Annotated in this window: 11 protein-coding genes and 7 pseudogenes; 11 read left to right on the top strand and 7 right to left on the bottom strand. The window is 54.3% G+C overall.

Annotated elements, in window-relative coordinates; genetic code table 11:
- Positions 1-74: 74 nt before the first annotated feature.
- From OAN307_RS19530 to cobU, 3 genes are read right to left on the bottom strand one after another with little or no spacing between them, the layout of a single operon-like run.
- Positions 75-764: a glutathione S-transferase gene (locus OAN307_RS19530; protein ID WP_015501273.1), complete on the bottom strand. Its 690-nt coding sequence runs from the start codon at positions 762-764 to the stop codon at positions 75-77.
- Positions 765-822: 58 nt separating this feature from the next.
- Complete coding sequence (locus OAN307_RS19525) at positions 823-1398, bottom strand: histidine phosphatase family protein (protein ID WP_015501272.1); 576 nt, start codon at positions 1396-1398, stop codon at positions 823-825.
- Complete coding sequence (gene cobU, locus OAN307_RS19520) at positions 1395-1928, bottom strand: bifunctional adenosylcobinamide kinase/adenosylcobinamide-phosphate guanylyltransferase (RefSeq protein WP_015501271.1); 534 nt, start codon at positions 1926-1928, stop codon at positions 1395-1397. The genes OAN307_RS19525 and cobU overlap by 4 nt, the downstream gene beginning before the upstream one ends.
- Before the next feature lie 97 nt (positions 1929-2025).
- On the opposite strand from cobU, the gene OAN307_RS19515 reads away from it, so the two are divergent.
- From OAN307_RS19515 to tnpA, 8 genes and pseudogenes are all read left to right on the top strand, one after another.
- Positions 2026-2904 (top strand): RNA polymerase factor sigma-32, encoded by an 879-nt coding sequence (locus tag OAN307_RS19515; protein WP_044044045.1) that lies wholly within the window; start codon positions 2026-2028, stop codon positions 2902-2904.
- Positions 2905-2977: 73 nt separating this feature from the next.
- On the top strand, positions 2978-4165 hold the full coding sequence (gene coaBC / locus OAN307_RS19510; RefSeq protein WP_015501269.1) for a bifunctional phosphopantothenoylcysteine decarboxylase/phosphopantothenate--cysteine ligase CoaBC: 1188 nt from the start codon (positions 2978-2980) through the stop codon (positions 4163-4165).
- Complete coding sequence (gene dut, locus OAN307_RS19505; protein ID WP_015501268.1) at positions 4165-4617, top strand: dUTP diphosphatase; 453 nt, start codon at positions 4165-4167, stop codon at positions 4615-4617. Before coaBC ends, dut begins: the two co-directional genes overlap by 1 nt.
- 28 nt (positions 4618-4645) lie before the next feature.
- The gene (locus OAN307_RS19500) at positions 4646-5689 is read left to right on the top strand and encodes a HesA/MoeB/ThiF family protein (protein WP_015501267.1); all 1044 of its coding nucleotides are present in this window, start codon (positions 4646-4648) and stop codon (positions 5687-5689) included.
- Between the two features lie 64 nt (positions 5690-5753).
- Entirely contained in the window at positions 5754-6554 is an 801-nt protein-coding gene (locus OAN307_RS19495) for a transporter substrate-binding domain-containing protein (protein ID WP_015501266.1), read from the top strand.
- Between the two features lie 26 nt (positions 6555-6580).
- A complete protein-coding gene (locus tag OAN307_RS19490; RefSeq protein WP_015501265.1) occupies positions 6581-7378 on the top strand; it encodes an amino acid ABC transporter permease in 798 nt (265 codons plus the stop codon).
- Positions 7379-7448: 70 nt separating this feature from the next.
- Positions 7449-9464 (top strand): M3 family metallopeptidase, encoded by a 2016-nt coding sequence (locus OAN307_RS19485; protein ID WP_015501264.1) that lies wholly within the window; start codon positions 7449-7451, stop codon positions 9462-9464.
- Positions 9465-9568: 104 nt separating this feature from the next.
- Positions 9569-10008: pseudogene (tnpA, locus tag OAN307_RS27085) on the top strand (IS200/IS605 family transposase).
- A gap of 42 nt (positions 10009-10050) precedes the next feature.
- Here the strand turns inward: tnpA and OAN307_RS28430 are convergent.
- Positions 10051-10200, bottom strand: a pseudogene (locus tag OAN307_RS28430) (IS3 family transposase); the annotation flags it as partial.
- Between the two features lie 71 nt (positions 10201-10271).
- Between OAN307_RS28430 and OAN307_RS27080 the strand changes: the two are divergent.
- Positions 10272-10996, top strand: a pseudogene (locus OAN307_RS27080) (transposase); the annotation flags it as partial.
- A gap of 202 nt (positions 10997-11198) precedes the next feature.
- Here OAN307_RS27080 and OAN307_RS27075 read toward each other — a convergent pair.
- Positions 11199-12512: pseudogene (locus tag OAN307_RS27075) on the bottom strand (IS110 family RNA-guided transposase).
- A gap of 135 nt (positions 12513-12647) precedes the next feature.
- Between OAN307_RS27075 and OAN307_RS19460 the strand changes: the two are divergent.
- Positions 12648-12920 (top strand): annotated as a pseudogene (locus OAN307_RS19460) (transposase); the annotation flags it as partial.
- Positions 12921-12959: 39 nt separating this feature from the next.
- On the opposite strand, the pseudogene OAN307_RS19455 reads toward OAN307_RS19460, so the two are convergent.
- Positions 12960-13928: pseudogene (locus OAN307_RS19455) on the bottom strand (helix-turn-helix domain-containing protein); the annotation flags it as partial.
- A 240-nt stretch (positions 13929-14168) separates the two neighbouring features.
- Between OAN307_RS19455 and tnpC the strand changes: the two are divergent.
- Positions 14169-15626 (top strand): annotated as a pseudogene (gene tnpC, locus OAN307_RS30375) (IS66 family transposase); the annotation flags it as partial.
- Positions 15627-15921: 295 nt separating this feature from the next.
- On the opposite strand, the gene OAN307_RS19445 reads toward tnpC, so the two are convergent.
- Entirely contained in the window at positions 15922-16749 is an 828-nt protein-coding gene (locus OAN307_RS19445; protein ID WP_015501260.1) for a tryptophan 2,3-dioxygenase, read from the bottom strand.
- Positions 16750-16785: the final 36 nt, after the last annotated feature.

Below are 16785 nucleotides of genomic sequence, written 5' to 3'. Positions count from 1 at the left end.
CAAGTATTAATCGAAGTTAACGGCAAGGTGGTTACTGAAAGGTAAACGGTGCGATAAGCAATTGAAATATAGTGCTAGTTGGGCCAGTCATCGAATGGCAGGTCGAGGTCGAATTTTGGCATGACAGGATCGTTCGCCAATCCGTCTGCGCGCCATTTCCGAAAGGCTGGATCGCCAAGATGTGCCGCAACGTAGGATTTCGTGACGGGGCGTGTATCGAATTTGTAAGTGGCTAGTCGGCTGGCCATCGGTGCGAAAATTGCATCGGCGAGCGAGTATGCGCCACACAACCACGGGCCATCTGCGCAGGTTTTGGCACGCGCATTAGCCCATATCGTCTCTAACCTGTCGAGTTCTCTTTCAATGTTGGGTGGGGCGACGGCGCCCTGAAAGGTATGGCGCAGGTTCACCGGCCAACCGCCACGCAGCCCACCAAAACTGGAATGCATTTCGGCAGCAACGGTTCGTGCCATGGCCCGGGCGGCAGGGTTGCTGGGCCACATTTGCGCATCCGGAAATCGCGATGAAAGTTCTTCTGCGATCGCAGAGCTGTCTGATACAACAACGCCTTCAGGGGTGATCATCGTGGGCAATGTGCGCGCCGGTGGGATGTCTTTAAGAAAGCGCGCGACATCGGCTTCAGCTTCTGGGTGAACGATTTTAATGTCAAAATGGTCAGACAAGTCGAACTTTTCAACCATGAGATAGGCCGCAATCGACCAGCTGAAATACAAGCGATTTCCGAGGATTAACTGATATAACATGGGGAGAACCTATGGTCTGCCTACGCAACCGGCAAATCGTAATTCGTGCGTGACGTCGTCACGGGATGTGATTGATACGGGCGACGCCCCATGCGGGAAGCATCTGTATTTCCGTCACAGAATAATTGTCGATCCGGTGTGAAAGGGCGCGGTATGGCGAAATGCCAGCGGCCTGCGCAACTTGGCTAAGGATGGCACCAAAGTGCGCGACAGCGATGATGTCACGGCGTGGATTTTGGGCTGTAACAGCAACGATATCTGCGGTTACACGGGCTGCTGCGATGTTCCAACTTTCGCCGCGCGGCGGGGCAATGTCGCCTGGATTTTCCCAATATTCACGGGACAGATCAGGCCATTTTTCAGCCACTTCGGAAAAGTGTAAACCGTCCCATGCGCCAAAATCAAATTCGCGCAACCCTATGCGGTGGGGCAGGCGGGTGCGGCTGCCTTGGATGGCGGTTGCGGTGTCCACGCACCGCGAAAGGTCGGACGAAACAACAAGCGCGTCGTGCGGCAACATGGCATCAAGACGCGCGATTTGGGCCGTATCGGACAAGTCTGCCGGCACGTCACGATGACCGACAAACGCCTGCTCGTGGGTCGGCGCATGGCGGACCCAATATATGATCGTCATATTAACATTCCCGCTTCACCTTTGAGGGTTTGAGGCAATCCGGCGGTAACTTGAACGACCAAATCAGCCCGCGCGGCCAACAATTGGTTCAGCCGCCCCTGCGCATTTCGGAATTGACGGGTGAGTTTATTGTCGGGAACGATGCCATGACCAACCTCGTTTGAGACGACAATCACTTGCGCGGGGCAGGTCGCCAACGCCGCCAAAAGGGTGGCACTCGCGATTGCCGCGTCTTCATCCGCGAGCAGGACGTTGGACAGCCACAGCGTGGCACAATCCAGCAGAACGATTTGCTTAGCGGAGCAGGTGGACAGGGCTGATGCCACGTTCAGCGGGGCTTCGATCGTTAACCATTCCGGCCCCCGTTGGCTGCGATGGTCAGAAATTTTCGCGCGCATCTCATTATCAAAGCCCTGCGCAGTCGCAATATAGACCCGTGATTTAGGCGATTGAAAACAAAGAGATTCTGCGAAAGAAGATTTGCCAGAGGCGGCGCCACCTAAGACGAGAATGAACTTCGGCAAGGACAAAACCTGAACTTTCTATGATCTGCAAACGTTTCTAATGCGTAAACAAAATAGCACCAAAAGAAAAGCGCTACGGCGACGGTCGAAAGGGATGAGGCACATGGCGATCAATCAAAGCGACGATAGGGCATTGACCCGCAAAGCAATGAAAGCCGAACTTCTTGATGCCGAAACGGAGCTTGCACTTGCCTATGCGTGGCGTGACGAACGCGACGAACAAGCACTCCATCGGCTCATCACAGCGTACATGCGTTTGGCAATTTCGATGGCGTCAAAATTTAGACGCTACGGCGCGCCCATGAATGATCTGATCCAAGAGGCGTCGTTGGGATTGATGAAAGCCGCCGATAAATTTGACCCCGACCGCGGAGTGCGGTTTTCGACCTACGCTGTTTGGTGGATCAAGGCGTCGATCCAAGACCATGTGATGCGCAATTGGTCGATGGTGCGCACAGGATCCACGTCATCGCAAAAATCGTTGTTTTTCAATCTGCGCCGCGTTCAGGCCCGTCTGGAACGTGAAGCTATGAAGCGTGGGGAGACACTTGATCGCCACGACATGCGCCAGATGATTGCAACTGAAGTCGGCGTTCCACTGCGCGATGTTGAGATGATGGAAGGGCGTTTGAGCGGGTCAGACTTTTCCCTCAATGCAACCCAATCGAGCGAAGATGAGGGACGCGAGTGGATTGATGCGCTGGAAGACGACGGCGAACAAGCCGCTGAAACTGTGCAGAATTCCCATGATACAGACACGCTTCGACAGTGGCTTTTGACGGCCCTCACTGCGCTGAGCGACCGTGAACAATTCATTGTCCGAGAGCGTAAATTGCGCGATGCACCGCGCACATTGGAAAGCCTAGGCACAGAACTTGGCCTGTCCAAAGAACGGGTGCGCCAGCTCGAAGCGGCGGCATTTGGCAAGATGCGTAAAAGCCTTGAGGGGCAGAGCCACGAAGTTCACAACTTCCTCGCCTAACCAGCTGCTTTCGTGGCTGGCTCTTTGTCTGGCTTGCGCCTAGTGTTTGGGCGTTGATCGAAAGGTGTGGCACATGGCTGGCAAGAAAATTCTATTGATAATTGGCGGTGGCATTGCGGCGTTCAAATCGCTCGATCTGATCCGTCGGCTTCGCGAACGTGGGCATCAAGTGACACCAGTTTTGACAAAAGCAGCTATCGAGTTTGTGACACCGTTAAGCGTGTCTGCGCTTGCCGGCGAAAAGGTTTTTCAAGATTTGTTCGATCTCAACGATGAGGCAGAGATGGGCCACATCGAGCTTAGCCGCGCGGCGGATTTGGTTGTCGTCGCGCCTGCGACGGCGGACTTGATGGCAAAAATGGCCAATGGCCACGCCAACGACTTGGCGTCGACGTTGCTGATGGCGACTGACAAACGCGTGTTGATTGCCCCGTCGATGAACGTGCGGATGTGGGATCATGCTGCAACGCAGCGAAACTCGGTTACATTGAAAAAAGATGGTATTTTGATATGTGGCCCCAACAAAGGCGATATGGCCTGTGGCGAATTTGGTTTTGGCCGCATGGCGGAACCGATGGAAATTGTCGCTTCGATTGAGGCGGCAATGAATAACGGGCCGCTAAAAGGGCGGCACATTCTGGTGACATCCGGCCCAACCCATGAACCGATTGACCCGGTTCGTTACATTGCCAACCGGTCTTCCGGGGCACAAGGTTCCGCCATTGCACGGGCATTGCTGGGGCTTGGTGCGCGGGTCACTTTTGTCACTGGCCCCGCGGATGTCGCGGCCCCCATAGGCGTTGATCTGGTCGAGGTTCAGACTGCTGCGCAGATGTTGGATGCTGTGCAGGCCGTGCAAAATGTGGACGTCGGGATTTTCGCTGCGGCCGTGGCCGACTGGCGAATTGCGAATGCGTCTGCTCAGAAGATAAAAAAGGACGGCAAAGGTTTGCCCGTGCTGGAATTCTCTGAAAATTCAGACATCTTGGCGATAGTTTCTGCGTCCAAAACCCGTCCGACCCTTGTGGTTGGTTTTGCCGCAGAAACGCAGAACGTGATCGAAAACGCGACGGCCAAACGTAAACGCAAAGGCTGCGACTGGATCGTCGCCAACGACGTGTCGCCAAGCACTGGCATCATGGGTGGGTCAGAAAATGATGTGGTCTTGATCACAGCCGACGGGTCCGAAGATTGGCCGCCCATGGGCAAGGATCAGGTCGCACAACGCCTGGCCCTGAAAATCGCAGAGGCACTAGGCTGATGGTCACGATCCTGTTTGAATGGATCACAGGTGCGGACGCAACGTTTGGCTTGCCAACCTACGCAACAGCAGGGGCTGCGGGCGCCGATCTGCGGGCGAATTTTGAGGATCATCAGACCGTTACATTGGACGCAGGTGTGCGAACTTTGGTGCCAACGGGCCTGCGGTTGGCCATTCCTGACGGGTTCGAAGTGCAGGTCAGGCCGCGATCTGGTTTGGCATTGAAACACGGCATCACGCTACCCAATAGTCCCGGCACAATCGACAGCGACTATCGTGGCCCACTTGGTGTGATTGTCCAAAACAGCGGCACCGAACCGTTTAAAATTACCCACGGTATGCGCATCGCGCAGATGGTGGTCGCGCCAGTTGTGCAGGCTACGTTTACAGCCGGAACTGTCGATGAAACGAGCCGTGGTGCGGACGGTTTTGGCTCGACCGGCACGACGTAAAACTGGCACGACATAAGGAGCGCACTGCATGATCATCGTCCTATCACTCGCGGCGGCCCTTTGGGCCATCGGCTGGGCGAACAGCACATCGCGCAACACCCCGGCCGCGATGGTTGCTGTTTTGATGGTTGCTGTCATCGCTATGCACCTGATTTTGCCCGATGGACATCCGTTGCGGCAGAACACAGGGCAAGAGGCTGCACCGTGGATATTTATTATTGTGACAGGATTCGTGATCTGGGGGTATTCTACCTTGCTGTCGCGGATACGTTCGCGCGCGCAGGGTTCGGAGGATCGGTTGACCGAACAGCCTGCGCATTTCGGTCCGTTCAGTGATACGGAATTGGACCGCTACGCACGCCACATCGTGCTGCGCGAGATCGGCGGTGCTGGGCAAAAGGCGCTTAAAGATGCGTCGGTCCTCGTCATTGGGGCTGGCGGGTTGGGCGCGCCTGCCTTGCAATACTTGGCGGCCGCTGGTGTCGGAACCATTGGCGTGATTGACGATGATGTAGTCGAAAATTCCAACCTACAGCGGCAGGTGATCCACACATTCGCGCGCATTGGCATGGCGAAAGTTCAATCCGGCGCTGAGGCGATGATCGCACTCAACCCGAACATAAATGTGCGACCGTATCAGCGCAGATTGACGGTTGAAATCGCGTCAGATCTGATTGCCGACTATGATCTTGTGCTTGATGGAACCGATAATTTTGACACGCGGTATCTGGTCAATGCGGCTTGTGCCAAGGCTGGCGTGCCATTGATATCAGCGGCGCTAACGCAGTGGGAAGGCCAGATAAGCCTGTATGACCCAGCCAACGGTACCCCCTGTTATCAATGCATTTTCCCACAGCGACCCGACCCATCCTTGGCGCCAAGTTGCGCGGAGGGTGGCGTTCTTGGCCCCTTGCCTGGCGTGCTTGGGGCGATGATGGCGGTTGAGGCTGTAAAAACAATAACTGGCGCGGGTGAGGGGCTGCGTGGTCGCCTACTGATCTATGACGCACTTTACGCCGAGACGCATATAATCGTGGCCAAACCGCGTGCCGATTGTCCGATTTGCGGCTGAACGCTTGCCACTGCGAACCGCTGCGCCATACTCGTCCTTAACAGACTTAACCAAGGAGACTGCCATGAAGACCCATATGATTGCCGCTGTTGCGGCCCTGTTCGCGACGACGGCACCGGCCCCGCCTGCATTTGCAGACGGCCACCTGCCTAATCTTGAAGGCCGCGAGATCGTTGTTGTCACCGAAAATGCCTACCCGCCGCTGCAATTTATGGACAGCGACGGCAACGCGATTGGCTGGGAATATGACGCGATGGCCGAGGTCGCCGAGCGTCTGAACATTACGATAGTCTATGAAAACATCAGCTGGGATGCGATGATCCCGGCGGTGTCCCAAGGTCAGTTCGACATGGGCATGACCGGCATCACGATCCGCGAAGATCGCGCAGAAGTCGTCGACTTTTCAGACAGTTATATGACGTCTGAAATGGCGATGCTGGTACGTGGCGACGAAGACCGGTTCAGTGATGCCGCATCTTTTGCTGCGGACTCCGACTTGCTTGTTGCGGCGCAACCGGGCACGACGCCGTTCTATGTAGCGGTCTATGACGTGCTAGACGCGGATGAGGCCAACCCGCGCATCCAACTGTTCGAAACCTTCGGTGCGGGCGTCGCCGCATTGCGCAATGGCGACGTTGATTTGGTGCTGACAGACGGTGTTGCGGCGGCGGGTTATGTCGATGCCAGCGATGGTGGGCTCAAAGTTGTGGGCGAAAGACTAGGGTCTGAAGACTTTGGATTCATCTTTCCGCAGGGGTCCGATCTTGTCGACCCGATCAATGCTGCGATTGCCGATATGCGCAGCGATGGCACGTTGGACGCCCTGAACACGCAGTGGTTCTTGGACTATAAGTTCGGCGAATAAAGGCGGGATAGTCGCGTAAGGCCGTGATGCCCCCGCCGCAACAGAACGGGGATTTTCCGTATTGGCTACTCATCGTTTTGGCGGTGGGCGGCTATTTCTTTTGGCGCGTGCTGACGGACGACTTATACACGCAGGTGCTGCAAACTCTGTCCAAAGGCATCTGGATCACAGTTTTTGTGACGCTTGTCGGTTTCACATTGGCCGCCAGCATTGGGCTTGGCCTCGCGTTGATGTCGATGTCGCGCTTCATCGCTCTGCGCCAAATCGCGCGGCTTTATACCGAAATTGTGCGCGGTGTGCCGATCATCGTTTTGCTACTGTATGTGGCGTTTGTGCTCGCGCCCGGAATGGTGGCGCTGTTCAATTGGATCACCGGAATTCTCGGCTTTGATCCGATCCGCAACCGTGATTTTAGCCTGTTGTGGCGGGCGATTATTGCACTGACAATCGGCTATTCAGCGTTCATCGCCGAAGTGTTTCGCGCCGGATTGCAAAGCATCGAAAAGGGCCAGATCGAAGCTGCTGAGGCATTGGGCCTAAGCCCATGGCGCAGGTTCCGCCACATCGTTTTCCCACAGGCGTTCCGACGAATTTTACCGCCCTTGGGCAATGATTTTATTGCGATGGTAAAGGACTCTTCGCTTGTCTCTGTCCTCGGTGTTTTGGACGTTACCCAAGCGGGCAAAATCACGGCGGCCGGCAATTTTCGCTACTTTGAAACCTATAACGTCGTGGCCTTAATCTATCTGACGATGACCATTGGCCTGTCGCTGGCTTTGCGACGCCTTGAACGCCAATTGCGGGAAAAATCATCTGGCGGTTAGACGGTACGGATAAGTTGGTGGTGGAACGTTACGATCAGACTGCATAGGTTCCACCCAAAGGAGATTTTCCATGACAAATCCGCTGCGCGCCCCTTGGGACACCCCGTTCGAATTGCCGCCCTTCAATCTGATTGAGGACGCGCATTTCGCCCCCGCGTTTGACGCCGCATTGATTGATGCCCGCGCTGCGATCGCCGCGATTTGTGATGGGTCTGACCCGACATTCTCCAACACGATTGAAGCGCTGTCGCTGGCTGATGCGCCGCTGGAAAAGGCGCTGTCGCCGTTCTTCGCCATGGCAGGGGCCGACAGCAACCCGATGCGCGAAGAATTGATGCGGGATTTCTCCCCGATATTGTCCGCTTATTCGTCCGAAATTACTGCAAATACCAACCTTTTTGCGCGGATCGAGACGCTGTGGAACACCCGCGAAGATCTGAATCTAACAGACGAACAAGCCCGCGTTTTGATGCTGACGCGGCGTAACTTCGTGCGCTCGGGTGCGCAATTGGAAGGATTTGCCGCGGAACGGTTGGCAGACGTTAAACAGCGGCTCAGCGTGCTTGGGACGCGGTTTACTCAGAACCTTTTGGCCGATGAACGAAGCTGGTTTATGCCGCTTGATGATGTCGCAGGCTTACCGGACTTTCTCATCGCAGCGGCCAAATCGGCGGGGCAAGAAAAGGATGGGGGCGGGCCGATTGTGACGTTGTCACGCTCGCTCATTGTGCCGTTCCTGCAGTTCTCGTCGCGTCGCGATCTGCGCGAAAAAGCCTATGAATCATGGACCGCGCGTGGCGCCAATGGCGGCGAAACTGACAACCGCGCCCTTGCTGGCGAGATCCTGAACCTACGGGCGGAACGCGCGAACCTTTTGGGCTATGACAGCTTTGCGGACTACAAGCTTGAAACCCAAATGGCCAAAACCCCCGACGCGGTTCGCGCCTTGTTAATGCAGGTCTGGGAACCTGCAAAAGCCTGTGCCGAAGCAGACGCACTCGTGCTGCAAGCGATGATGCACAATGACAATGAATCTGGCCCGCTTGAGCCTTGGGATTGGCGGTATTACAGCGAAAAACGCCGCGCTGCCGAACATGATCTCAACGAGGCTGAATTGAAGCCCTACCTGCAGCTTGACCGGATGATCGAAGCCGCGTTTTCGTGTTCCAGCCGCCTGTTTAACCTCGAATTTGCGCCTATTGATGCGCCGATGTATCACGCCGATTGCCGCGCATGGGACGTCACACGCGACGGCAAACATATGGCCGTGTTCATTGGTGATTACTTTGCGCGTAGCTCAAAACGCTCAGGCGCGTGGTGTTCGGCGATGCGCAGCCAGCAAAAACTGGCCGGCGATATCCGCCCCCACGTCATCAACGTCTGCAACTTTGCCAAACCACCAACGGGCCAGCCCGCGCTGTTGTCGTATGACGATGCCCGCACGCTGTTTCACGAATTTGGCCATGCGCTGCACCAGATGCTGTCAGACGTGACCTATGAACTGATTTCTGGCACCTCCGTGGCGCGCGATTTTGTGGAACTGCCCAGTCAGCTTTATGAACACTGGCTGGAAGTCCCGGAAGTTCTTGAAGAATTCGCGACACACGCAGACACGGGCGAACCAATGCCACGCGATCTGCTGGACCGGATGCTTGGTGCTGCGACCTACGACATGGGCTTTTCTACAGTGGAATATATCGCCTCGGCCATGGTCGATCTGGAATTTCATGCAGGCGAAGATGCCCCCGCAGACCCGATGCAAAAGCAGGCTGAAATTCTCGAGGGTATCGGCATGCCCCGCCCCATTCGCATGCGCCATGCAACACCGCATTTCGCGCATGTCTTTGCAGGCGACGGGTATTCCAGCGGCTATTACAGCTACATGTGGTCCGAAGTCATGGACGCCGATGCGTTCCAAGCGTTTGAAGAAAACGGTGGCCCGTTTGATTCTGATATGGCCAAAAAGCTGGAAACTCACATTCTATCGGCAGGTGGGTCAGAAGACGCAGCCGTGCTGTACACGACATTCCGTGGTGCGATGCCGGATGCAACGGCCCTGTTAAAAGGACGCGGGTTGGCAAGCTAGGCCACTTTCGGCTTCTTTGATTCTAAAATACCAAGCCTTATGAATCAAACGCACCAAGCGGGTTGTGAGGGATGATTTTGACTCCACAATTTACTTTCCACCCAATGGAGATAAGCCACTTACTGTCTACAGGATCACATACCATATTTTATCACCGTTATCACCGTTATCACGTCGTTTTGGCGACGAAATATCGACATAAGGTTCTGCGCGGGCCGATGCGTGAACAGATCCGCGATATCATTCGACAGTCTTGTGCCGAGATGGGCGTGCATATTCTGAGGGGTGTTCTGGCAGGTGACCACGTCCACATGTTCATATCTGTCCCGCCACAGATCGCGCTGTCGAAGGTGATGCAGCGGATCAAATGGCGCTCGTCGCGGCGGGTCAGATGGAGTTCCCAGAGTTGCGCAAACGCTATTGGGGAAGGCGGTTTTGGGCCCGTGGATATTTCTCGACAACGTCAGGAAATGTCACCGACAATGTCATCCTGCAGTATCTGGAATTACATTCCAATCACGATGCTACCGGCCTCGATCGGTAGTAGTTCACTTAAGAGAGTGTTTGGCTCATCTGTTTTTTTTCATTACGCGGCGTGCTGGCTGTGATGCAAGCGGCGCGCTTCGAGTGTCTTTCGTTTGATCCTTGCCCTTTGTTGTAGAATGGCTTTGTCACGCCCGAAGTAGACGTCCGACGGCGTGACGTTGTTCAGACTCTCGTGATATCGCTGATGGTTGGGTAATCCCCCTAAAATTAATGGTGTTCAAAACCCATATTTTCTCGGCAAGATATCTGAGGAGATTTTTGATGAAGACAGCACGATTTAGCGACGCACAGGTCATGGGCATTTTGAAGCAGGCAGAGGGCGGTACGCCGGTCTCTGATCTGTGCCGAGAGCATGGGATGAGCAGCGCCAGTTTTTACAAGTGGCGTGCCAAGTTCGGCGGTATGGATGCGTCCTTGATCACCGAGATGAAGGACATGGCCGAGCAAAGCCGCCGTCTCAAGAGGATGTATGCTGAGATGAGTTTGTCCGAGACGATCTTCTGAAGGAGGCGCTCGGAAAAAAGCGATAAGGCCGTCTCGCCGACGATACCCTCTCGGTGAATGTGCCATTCACTGCCGTTCAGTGGATGGCCATGAATGCAGTCATGCAGCGGGGCACAAGTATCGCACTTGCCTGCCATACCTTCCAAATCAGCGAGACCTGCTATTGGTACAGCCCGATCTTGAGTGATGAGAACGAGGAGATTGCAGATTGGCTGGAACGCCTGGCCGTGCCTGATGCGCCAAACGATACTTGGTCTATCGCTGCCCGGCAGTTGATTGATTTGCAATCAATGAGAGGGGATTTCATGGCGGATCAGCTTGCAGACGGCAGGTCAATCCGAACTCTTAACGTCTTGGATGACTTCAGCCGCGAGAACCTGGTGCTTGTCGCGGACACATCATTGTCTGGTCAGCACGTTGCCCGAGAACTGGACCGCGTAATCGCTGAGCGCGGCAAACCCCAAACCATACGTGTCGATAACGTCCTATGCGCGGAATGATTAGCTGAATTGGCGTCAGGTTATTGTCGCATCGAGGCGTCTCGACACGTTAGAAGCATTGCTCAGTTTGGCATTTTGGTCAACGAACTGTCTCTCCCATAACAAACACAGAGTACGCTTTTGCGGCTCTCACCGTCCTTAAGACGAGATCTTTGGGTCGTTGAGCAGAAGGCCTAAACATTATCTACGAGGTCAGTTGTCTGCCTCCACGGCCCTTACAGAGAAAGGTCCTACTGCTGTCGATCACCCCTCAAAGAAGGGGCGATATGGTTCGCCGTGCTTGATGATCCCATGAACGGTTCGGGCCATCTTCGCTGCGATTGCGGTGTACGCCTTTCGGCGCAAATGGGTGTTGTGACGGTCTTTGGCGATGTAGCGCTCGAACTTGTCGCGGAAGCTGTTGGTGCGCTGCAGAATAGCAACCTGTCCAGCCATCCAAAGCGTTCGACGAAGCCGAGCATTGCCATATTTTGACAGTTTGGTTTGCCCTCTGAATGTACCTGATTGCATAGTCGCAAGGTCCATTCCACAGAACTTCGAAAACTGCCGGTGATGACGAAAGCGCCGTACATCCCCAGCTTCTGCCAAAATTGTCAAAGCATTGATGGGACCGATTCCAGGTATCGATGTCAGTAGCTTATAATCTGGTAGGTCCTTGAGAAGCGCGACGGCGCGATCTTCAATTTGATTGCGTTGCGCGATAAGACTGCGGCCTTCCCCGAGAACCAAGCGGAACATGCTTATCGCGTCGGAATCTGCGGCAACCGGCAGTCCGACTGATACTTTGGCAGTCTCGTAGATATCTGAAAGTAAACGCTCTTTTGCAACCTTGAGGCCCACCACATCCCAAGCGTCAGCGATGAATGCCTCCTTGCTCATGGCTGAGATCAAGTGTGGTGACGGATAACGTTCAAGGAAAGCAAAGAACCAGTCACTGCGAGAACTGCGAGAACTGCGATGGAAACGATCAGCTTCAGGAAAATACAGCGGCAGATAATGGGTTAAAACTCGGTGCCACAACTCGGTGCCACAACTCGGTCTTCGACTTGGATACGATGTCATGCGTTTTGGAAAGCTCTTGGATGTCGTTAGTGCCACGCACGAGGGGGTCATGATAAAACTGCTCGTTCCCGATCTCCATCATGTGAAGAATGACCTGGGCATCCTTAGGGTCGTTTTTGTCCCAACTGTTGTGCAAGGCCTCTCGCGTTCTGGCCAGGGCCACAGATGACACCAACTTCAACTCAAAACCTGCTGCGGCAAGATGATAAGCCAAGGCACGGTGATAATTACCCGTTGCTTCAAAAGCTACACGGACAGGGCGGCCGTAGCAGGCAAGCGATGTGATTAGACGATTGAAGTCGTCTAGCTGGTTCAGAACAGTCAAACGACGGCAGCGCTTCTTGTCCGCAATAGCAATGAGAACTTCGTCGCGGGCCTTCGAGATATCGATGGCCACCAAAACGGGCGCAGTTTGTGTAATAATGATATCGGTCATAGTTGGTCTCCTTTGCGGTGTGGTTTGTACAAAACCACCGTAGGGACCTGAGGCACGGCTATGACCACCTGCTGCGTTATTTGGGGCTGCGCAGGCAGTCATAGCCTTAAATTAGCGATATTCCGAAGGTGTTACGGCACAGAATATATCAGCGGGACCTTGATGACATGGGCCGAGAAACACAGTGTTCGGCTTGAACACATCCAGCCAGGCAAACCTCAACAGAACGCCTATATCGAGCGCTACAATCGAACCATTCGTGGCGAATGGCTGAGCCAATACATCTTTGAAACCATCGATGAGGCACAAGAACAAGCAACTGAATGGCTCTGGACTTACAACAACGAGCGACCCAACATGGGCATCGGCGGCATAACACCCGCAATGAAACTGAAAACAGCCGCGTGAATCCTACGGCTGAGCCCCATTAAAAATGGGGGGATTACCGTTGTAGTGATCGACGAAGGCTTCGATTTGCGCTTCGAGATCGCCTTGCAGGAAGTAGTTTTCCAAGAGGATGCGGTTCTTCAGGGTTTGATGCCAGCGTTCCACCGCCCGGCAGCGGTTTGCTTGCAAACAATGAGAGGGATCTTGCCCTGTGTCTGAGGGTGGTAGGGCGCGCCGCGTGAATGCTTCATGCCTTTGTCCTGCAACCACTCAGCCAGATTGCCTGAGACATAACTTGAGCCGTTTTCCATCGCCCGGCAGTTGATACGCAATATCAATGAGAGGGGCTGAGCAGACGCGGCTTGTGGACGACGTGGACCTGATCGCAACCGGACGCCTTAAGGGCCAAGTCGAGCGGGTCAGTTACATCCTCAGCCCGCATGTTCCCCTCTCGTGCATATTACGCAATACCCTGCCGGGCAGCGGAGATGATGTAGCGGCTGTAATCGTCCACCCCTTTCATGGTTTGCGGGTCGTTTCGACGAAACGACTGGCGAACCACTGCCGGTCAAGGGATCGTACTGAGATAGAACCAGCCCCAGCCTATGATCTTGAAATAGGTGAAGTCGGTCTGCCAAAGTTGATTGATTGCTGTGGTTTTATCTTTGAACTCACTGGCGGCTTTCATGACGATAAAGGCCGGGCTGGTGATCAGGTCAAGCGCCTTCAGCACGCGATAGACCGAAGCCTCTGATACAAAACGGCTTTCCTTGTCTGTGAAGGTCACGGCCAGTTCCCTCGGTGACAGTTCCGTCTCCTTCAGCGCCAGCTTGACGACCTTGCGCCGCACCTCGTCAGCACCTCTCATTGATACTGCGTATCAACTGCCAGGCAATGAATGCGGTTCCAGACGTGTTTTGGCTTTGGTGATTGATCCTGCAAGCCAGCTTCGCCACGTTGCAGATATCGGTCATACCAACGGTAGAATGTGGTGCGTGGAATGCCGAGCTTGGCCAGCGTCAGACGGGCCCCTCTCGGCGTTTGCTAGGCAAAAGTCTGCCGGGCAACGGCCGCACGCTTGAAGTCTTTGACGATCGATCCGCCAGGGCTTTTGCGTGTTCCGTTATTCGGGGAAAACGCCCCACTGGGGCCTTTTCTGATCACTCCAACTCTGTCTCATGTCCCACTCCTCAGTGGTTACGATGAGCCAACAACACTCTCTTATCAAATATGCCTATTTGGACCCAGAAGCGCTGACGTCAGACATCAAAGTCAGAGAAAGTTTCCACAGACCAATACGAACTGGCGCTGCAAGATATTGAGACCGCAATAGCTGCTATCCATTCCGAAGACGAACAGGATGTCAGCTCTCGGGCAAAGCCCAAACCACGCCGCACCAATCGAGGATTATTGCCCCCACATCTACCGCGCGTCGAAGAGGTTATTGCACCGGACAACATCATCTGTGACTGCGGCTGCGAACGCCACATTATTGGCAAAGATGTCTCAGAGCGTTTGGACATCGTGCCATCCCAGTTTCGTGTGCTGGTCACACGTCGCCCAAAGTATGCGTGTCGCGCATGTGAGAACGGCATTATCCAAGCGCCTGCAAAGCCACACCTGATTGAAGGTGGCATGCCAACCGAAGCTACCTTGGCAACGATTGTGATTAACAAGCACGCCCCCTCTCGGGACATTGCTGTGCAATACCCTGCCGGGCAGTGGACCATTTACCGTTGTTTCGACAGGCAGGCATCTTTGCTCGTCAAGGTGTGCATCTGGACAGATCAACACTGGCAAAATGGTTGGGCCGCGTCGCCCATTAGCTGACGCCAGTTTATGATTGTTTGAAGGCCGACTTAAAAAGATCGACCAAACTATTCATGGACGAAACAACCGCCCCAGTTCTCGATCCGGGGCGCGGAAAGACAAAAACGGGTTACCTCTGGGCATTAGCCGGAGACGACAGACCGTGGGGTGGGTCAGCGCCACCAGGTGTTGCCTTCACTTATGCACCAAGTCGTGCGGGCAAGCATGCGGTCGAGATATTGCAGGGTTTTGGCGGTGTGCTGCAAATGGACGGCTACACAGGGTATAACCGTGTCAAAAATGGGCGTGATAACACTCCCATAGAGCTGGCCTATTGCTGGGCACATGCCCCCTCTCATCGAAACTACGTTTCGACTGCTGGGCAGTAGGACGCAAGCTGTTCGGGCTTACCGTCAACAATGTAGCCCCAATCGCTGAGGAAGACATCAAGCAGATCAAAGCCTTCTACCGGATTGAAGCGCAGATCAAGGGCCTGTCCGTAGACGAACGCCGCGCCATTCGCCAAGAAAAAACCTTGCCACGCATGCACGCATTTGAACACTGGCTGACCTACAGCCGAGCACAGGTCTCCGCTAAATCCCCAACAGGGTTGGCTCTCAAGTACATTGCCAAATACTGGGACGGATTAACCCTATTCCTGATCGATGGCCGCATCGAGATTGACAACAACATGGTAGAACGTTGCATGCGCCCCATCGCACTGAACCGTAAAACGCGATCTTCGCGGGCCATGATGCGGGCGCACAAAACTGGGCTATGCTCGCTTCCATTATCGAGACTTGTAAGCTCAACAAGGTCGAGCCACATGCTTATTTGACTGGCGTACTTACAGCCATTGCACGAGGCCATAAGCAGAAGGACATCGCGCAGCTACTGCCGTGGAACTTTGGAAAGTGAAGTACCGCTTACCGATTTTCTCAAGAACACCTGCTTCCATCGCCACTGTCGCAAAGGTGCGCCTATGTGAGTGGGGGCGCCACTCCACCCGAGTCGGTGCACCAAGATGACGAGAAGGCGCTTTTGGCGAAAGGAAGCGGACCTTGAAGTCAGTCGCGAGATACGGGGATGGTGGCGTTGAAGCAGCAAAGTAGCCCAAAACCAATTTTTGAACCCAAGTCGGCCTTTTTGGTGTGATTTGGTTGGTTCGGGCTGAATGATCACCAACTGTTGCGGATCGTATTGGCAGCGGCTTTCACAACTGACCACGCATATTCCAGAGTTCTGGGAAAAGTTCGACTTCAAGCATCTTACGCAGATATTTGACCCCAGAGGTGCCACCTGTGCCGCGCTTGAAGCCAATAATTCGTTCGACGGTTGTGACGTGATTAAAGCGCCAGCGGCGAAAATAGTCTTCTAGATCGACAAGCTTCTCCGCCAGCTCATACAGCGTCCAATGCGCCCCCGGATCTCGATAGACTTGGGTCCATGCGTCCATCACTTCTTTGCAAGCAAGGTGTGGCTGGTCCATGCAATAGGCCTCAGGTGGAAAGGTTAGGCCAAGTTCCCGCGCTAGATTGTCCAACGCCACATGATACAATGACTTTTCTTCGAGTTCTTGGCCCAACATGTGATGCAGCTCTGGTCGATGCTCATGGACCTTCATCATGGAACGGTTGCGATTGCCGAGGATAAACTCGATCAATCGATATTGATGTGACTGAAATCCGGACGACGTGCCCAAATCATCGCGAAAAGCTGAGTATTCGCTGGGCGTCATGGTACGCAACACATCCCACGCATTGTTGAGTTGCTCAAAAATCCGCGCGACCCGAGTGAGCATCTTAAAGACGGGTGGAAAATCGCCTTGTGCAAGTTTAAAGCGCGCAGTCGTAAGCTCATGCAACACCAACCGCATCCACAGTTCTGATGTTTGGTGTTGGATAATGAACAGCATTTCATCATGAGCGTCCGATTGCAGGTTCTGCGATCCAAGTATCGGATCAAGCGACAGGTAGTCGGCGTAGCTCATGCTTTTGGCAAAAGACATTTTGGCGCCATCGTCTTCGGGGTCATAAGCCATCAAGAATAAGTCTCCGTTTACGCGTGCCGGGTGCCA

Source organism: Octadecabacter antarcticus 307 (assembly GCF_000155675.2).
GTDB classification, from domain to species: domain Bacteria; phylum Pseudomonadota; class Alphaproteobacteria; order Rhodobacterales; family Rhodobacteraceae; genus Octadecabacter; species Octadecabacter antarcticus.
Note: the sequence above shows the minus strand (reverse complement) of the source record. Positions and strands in the feature narration are given on the sequence as shown.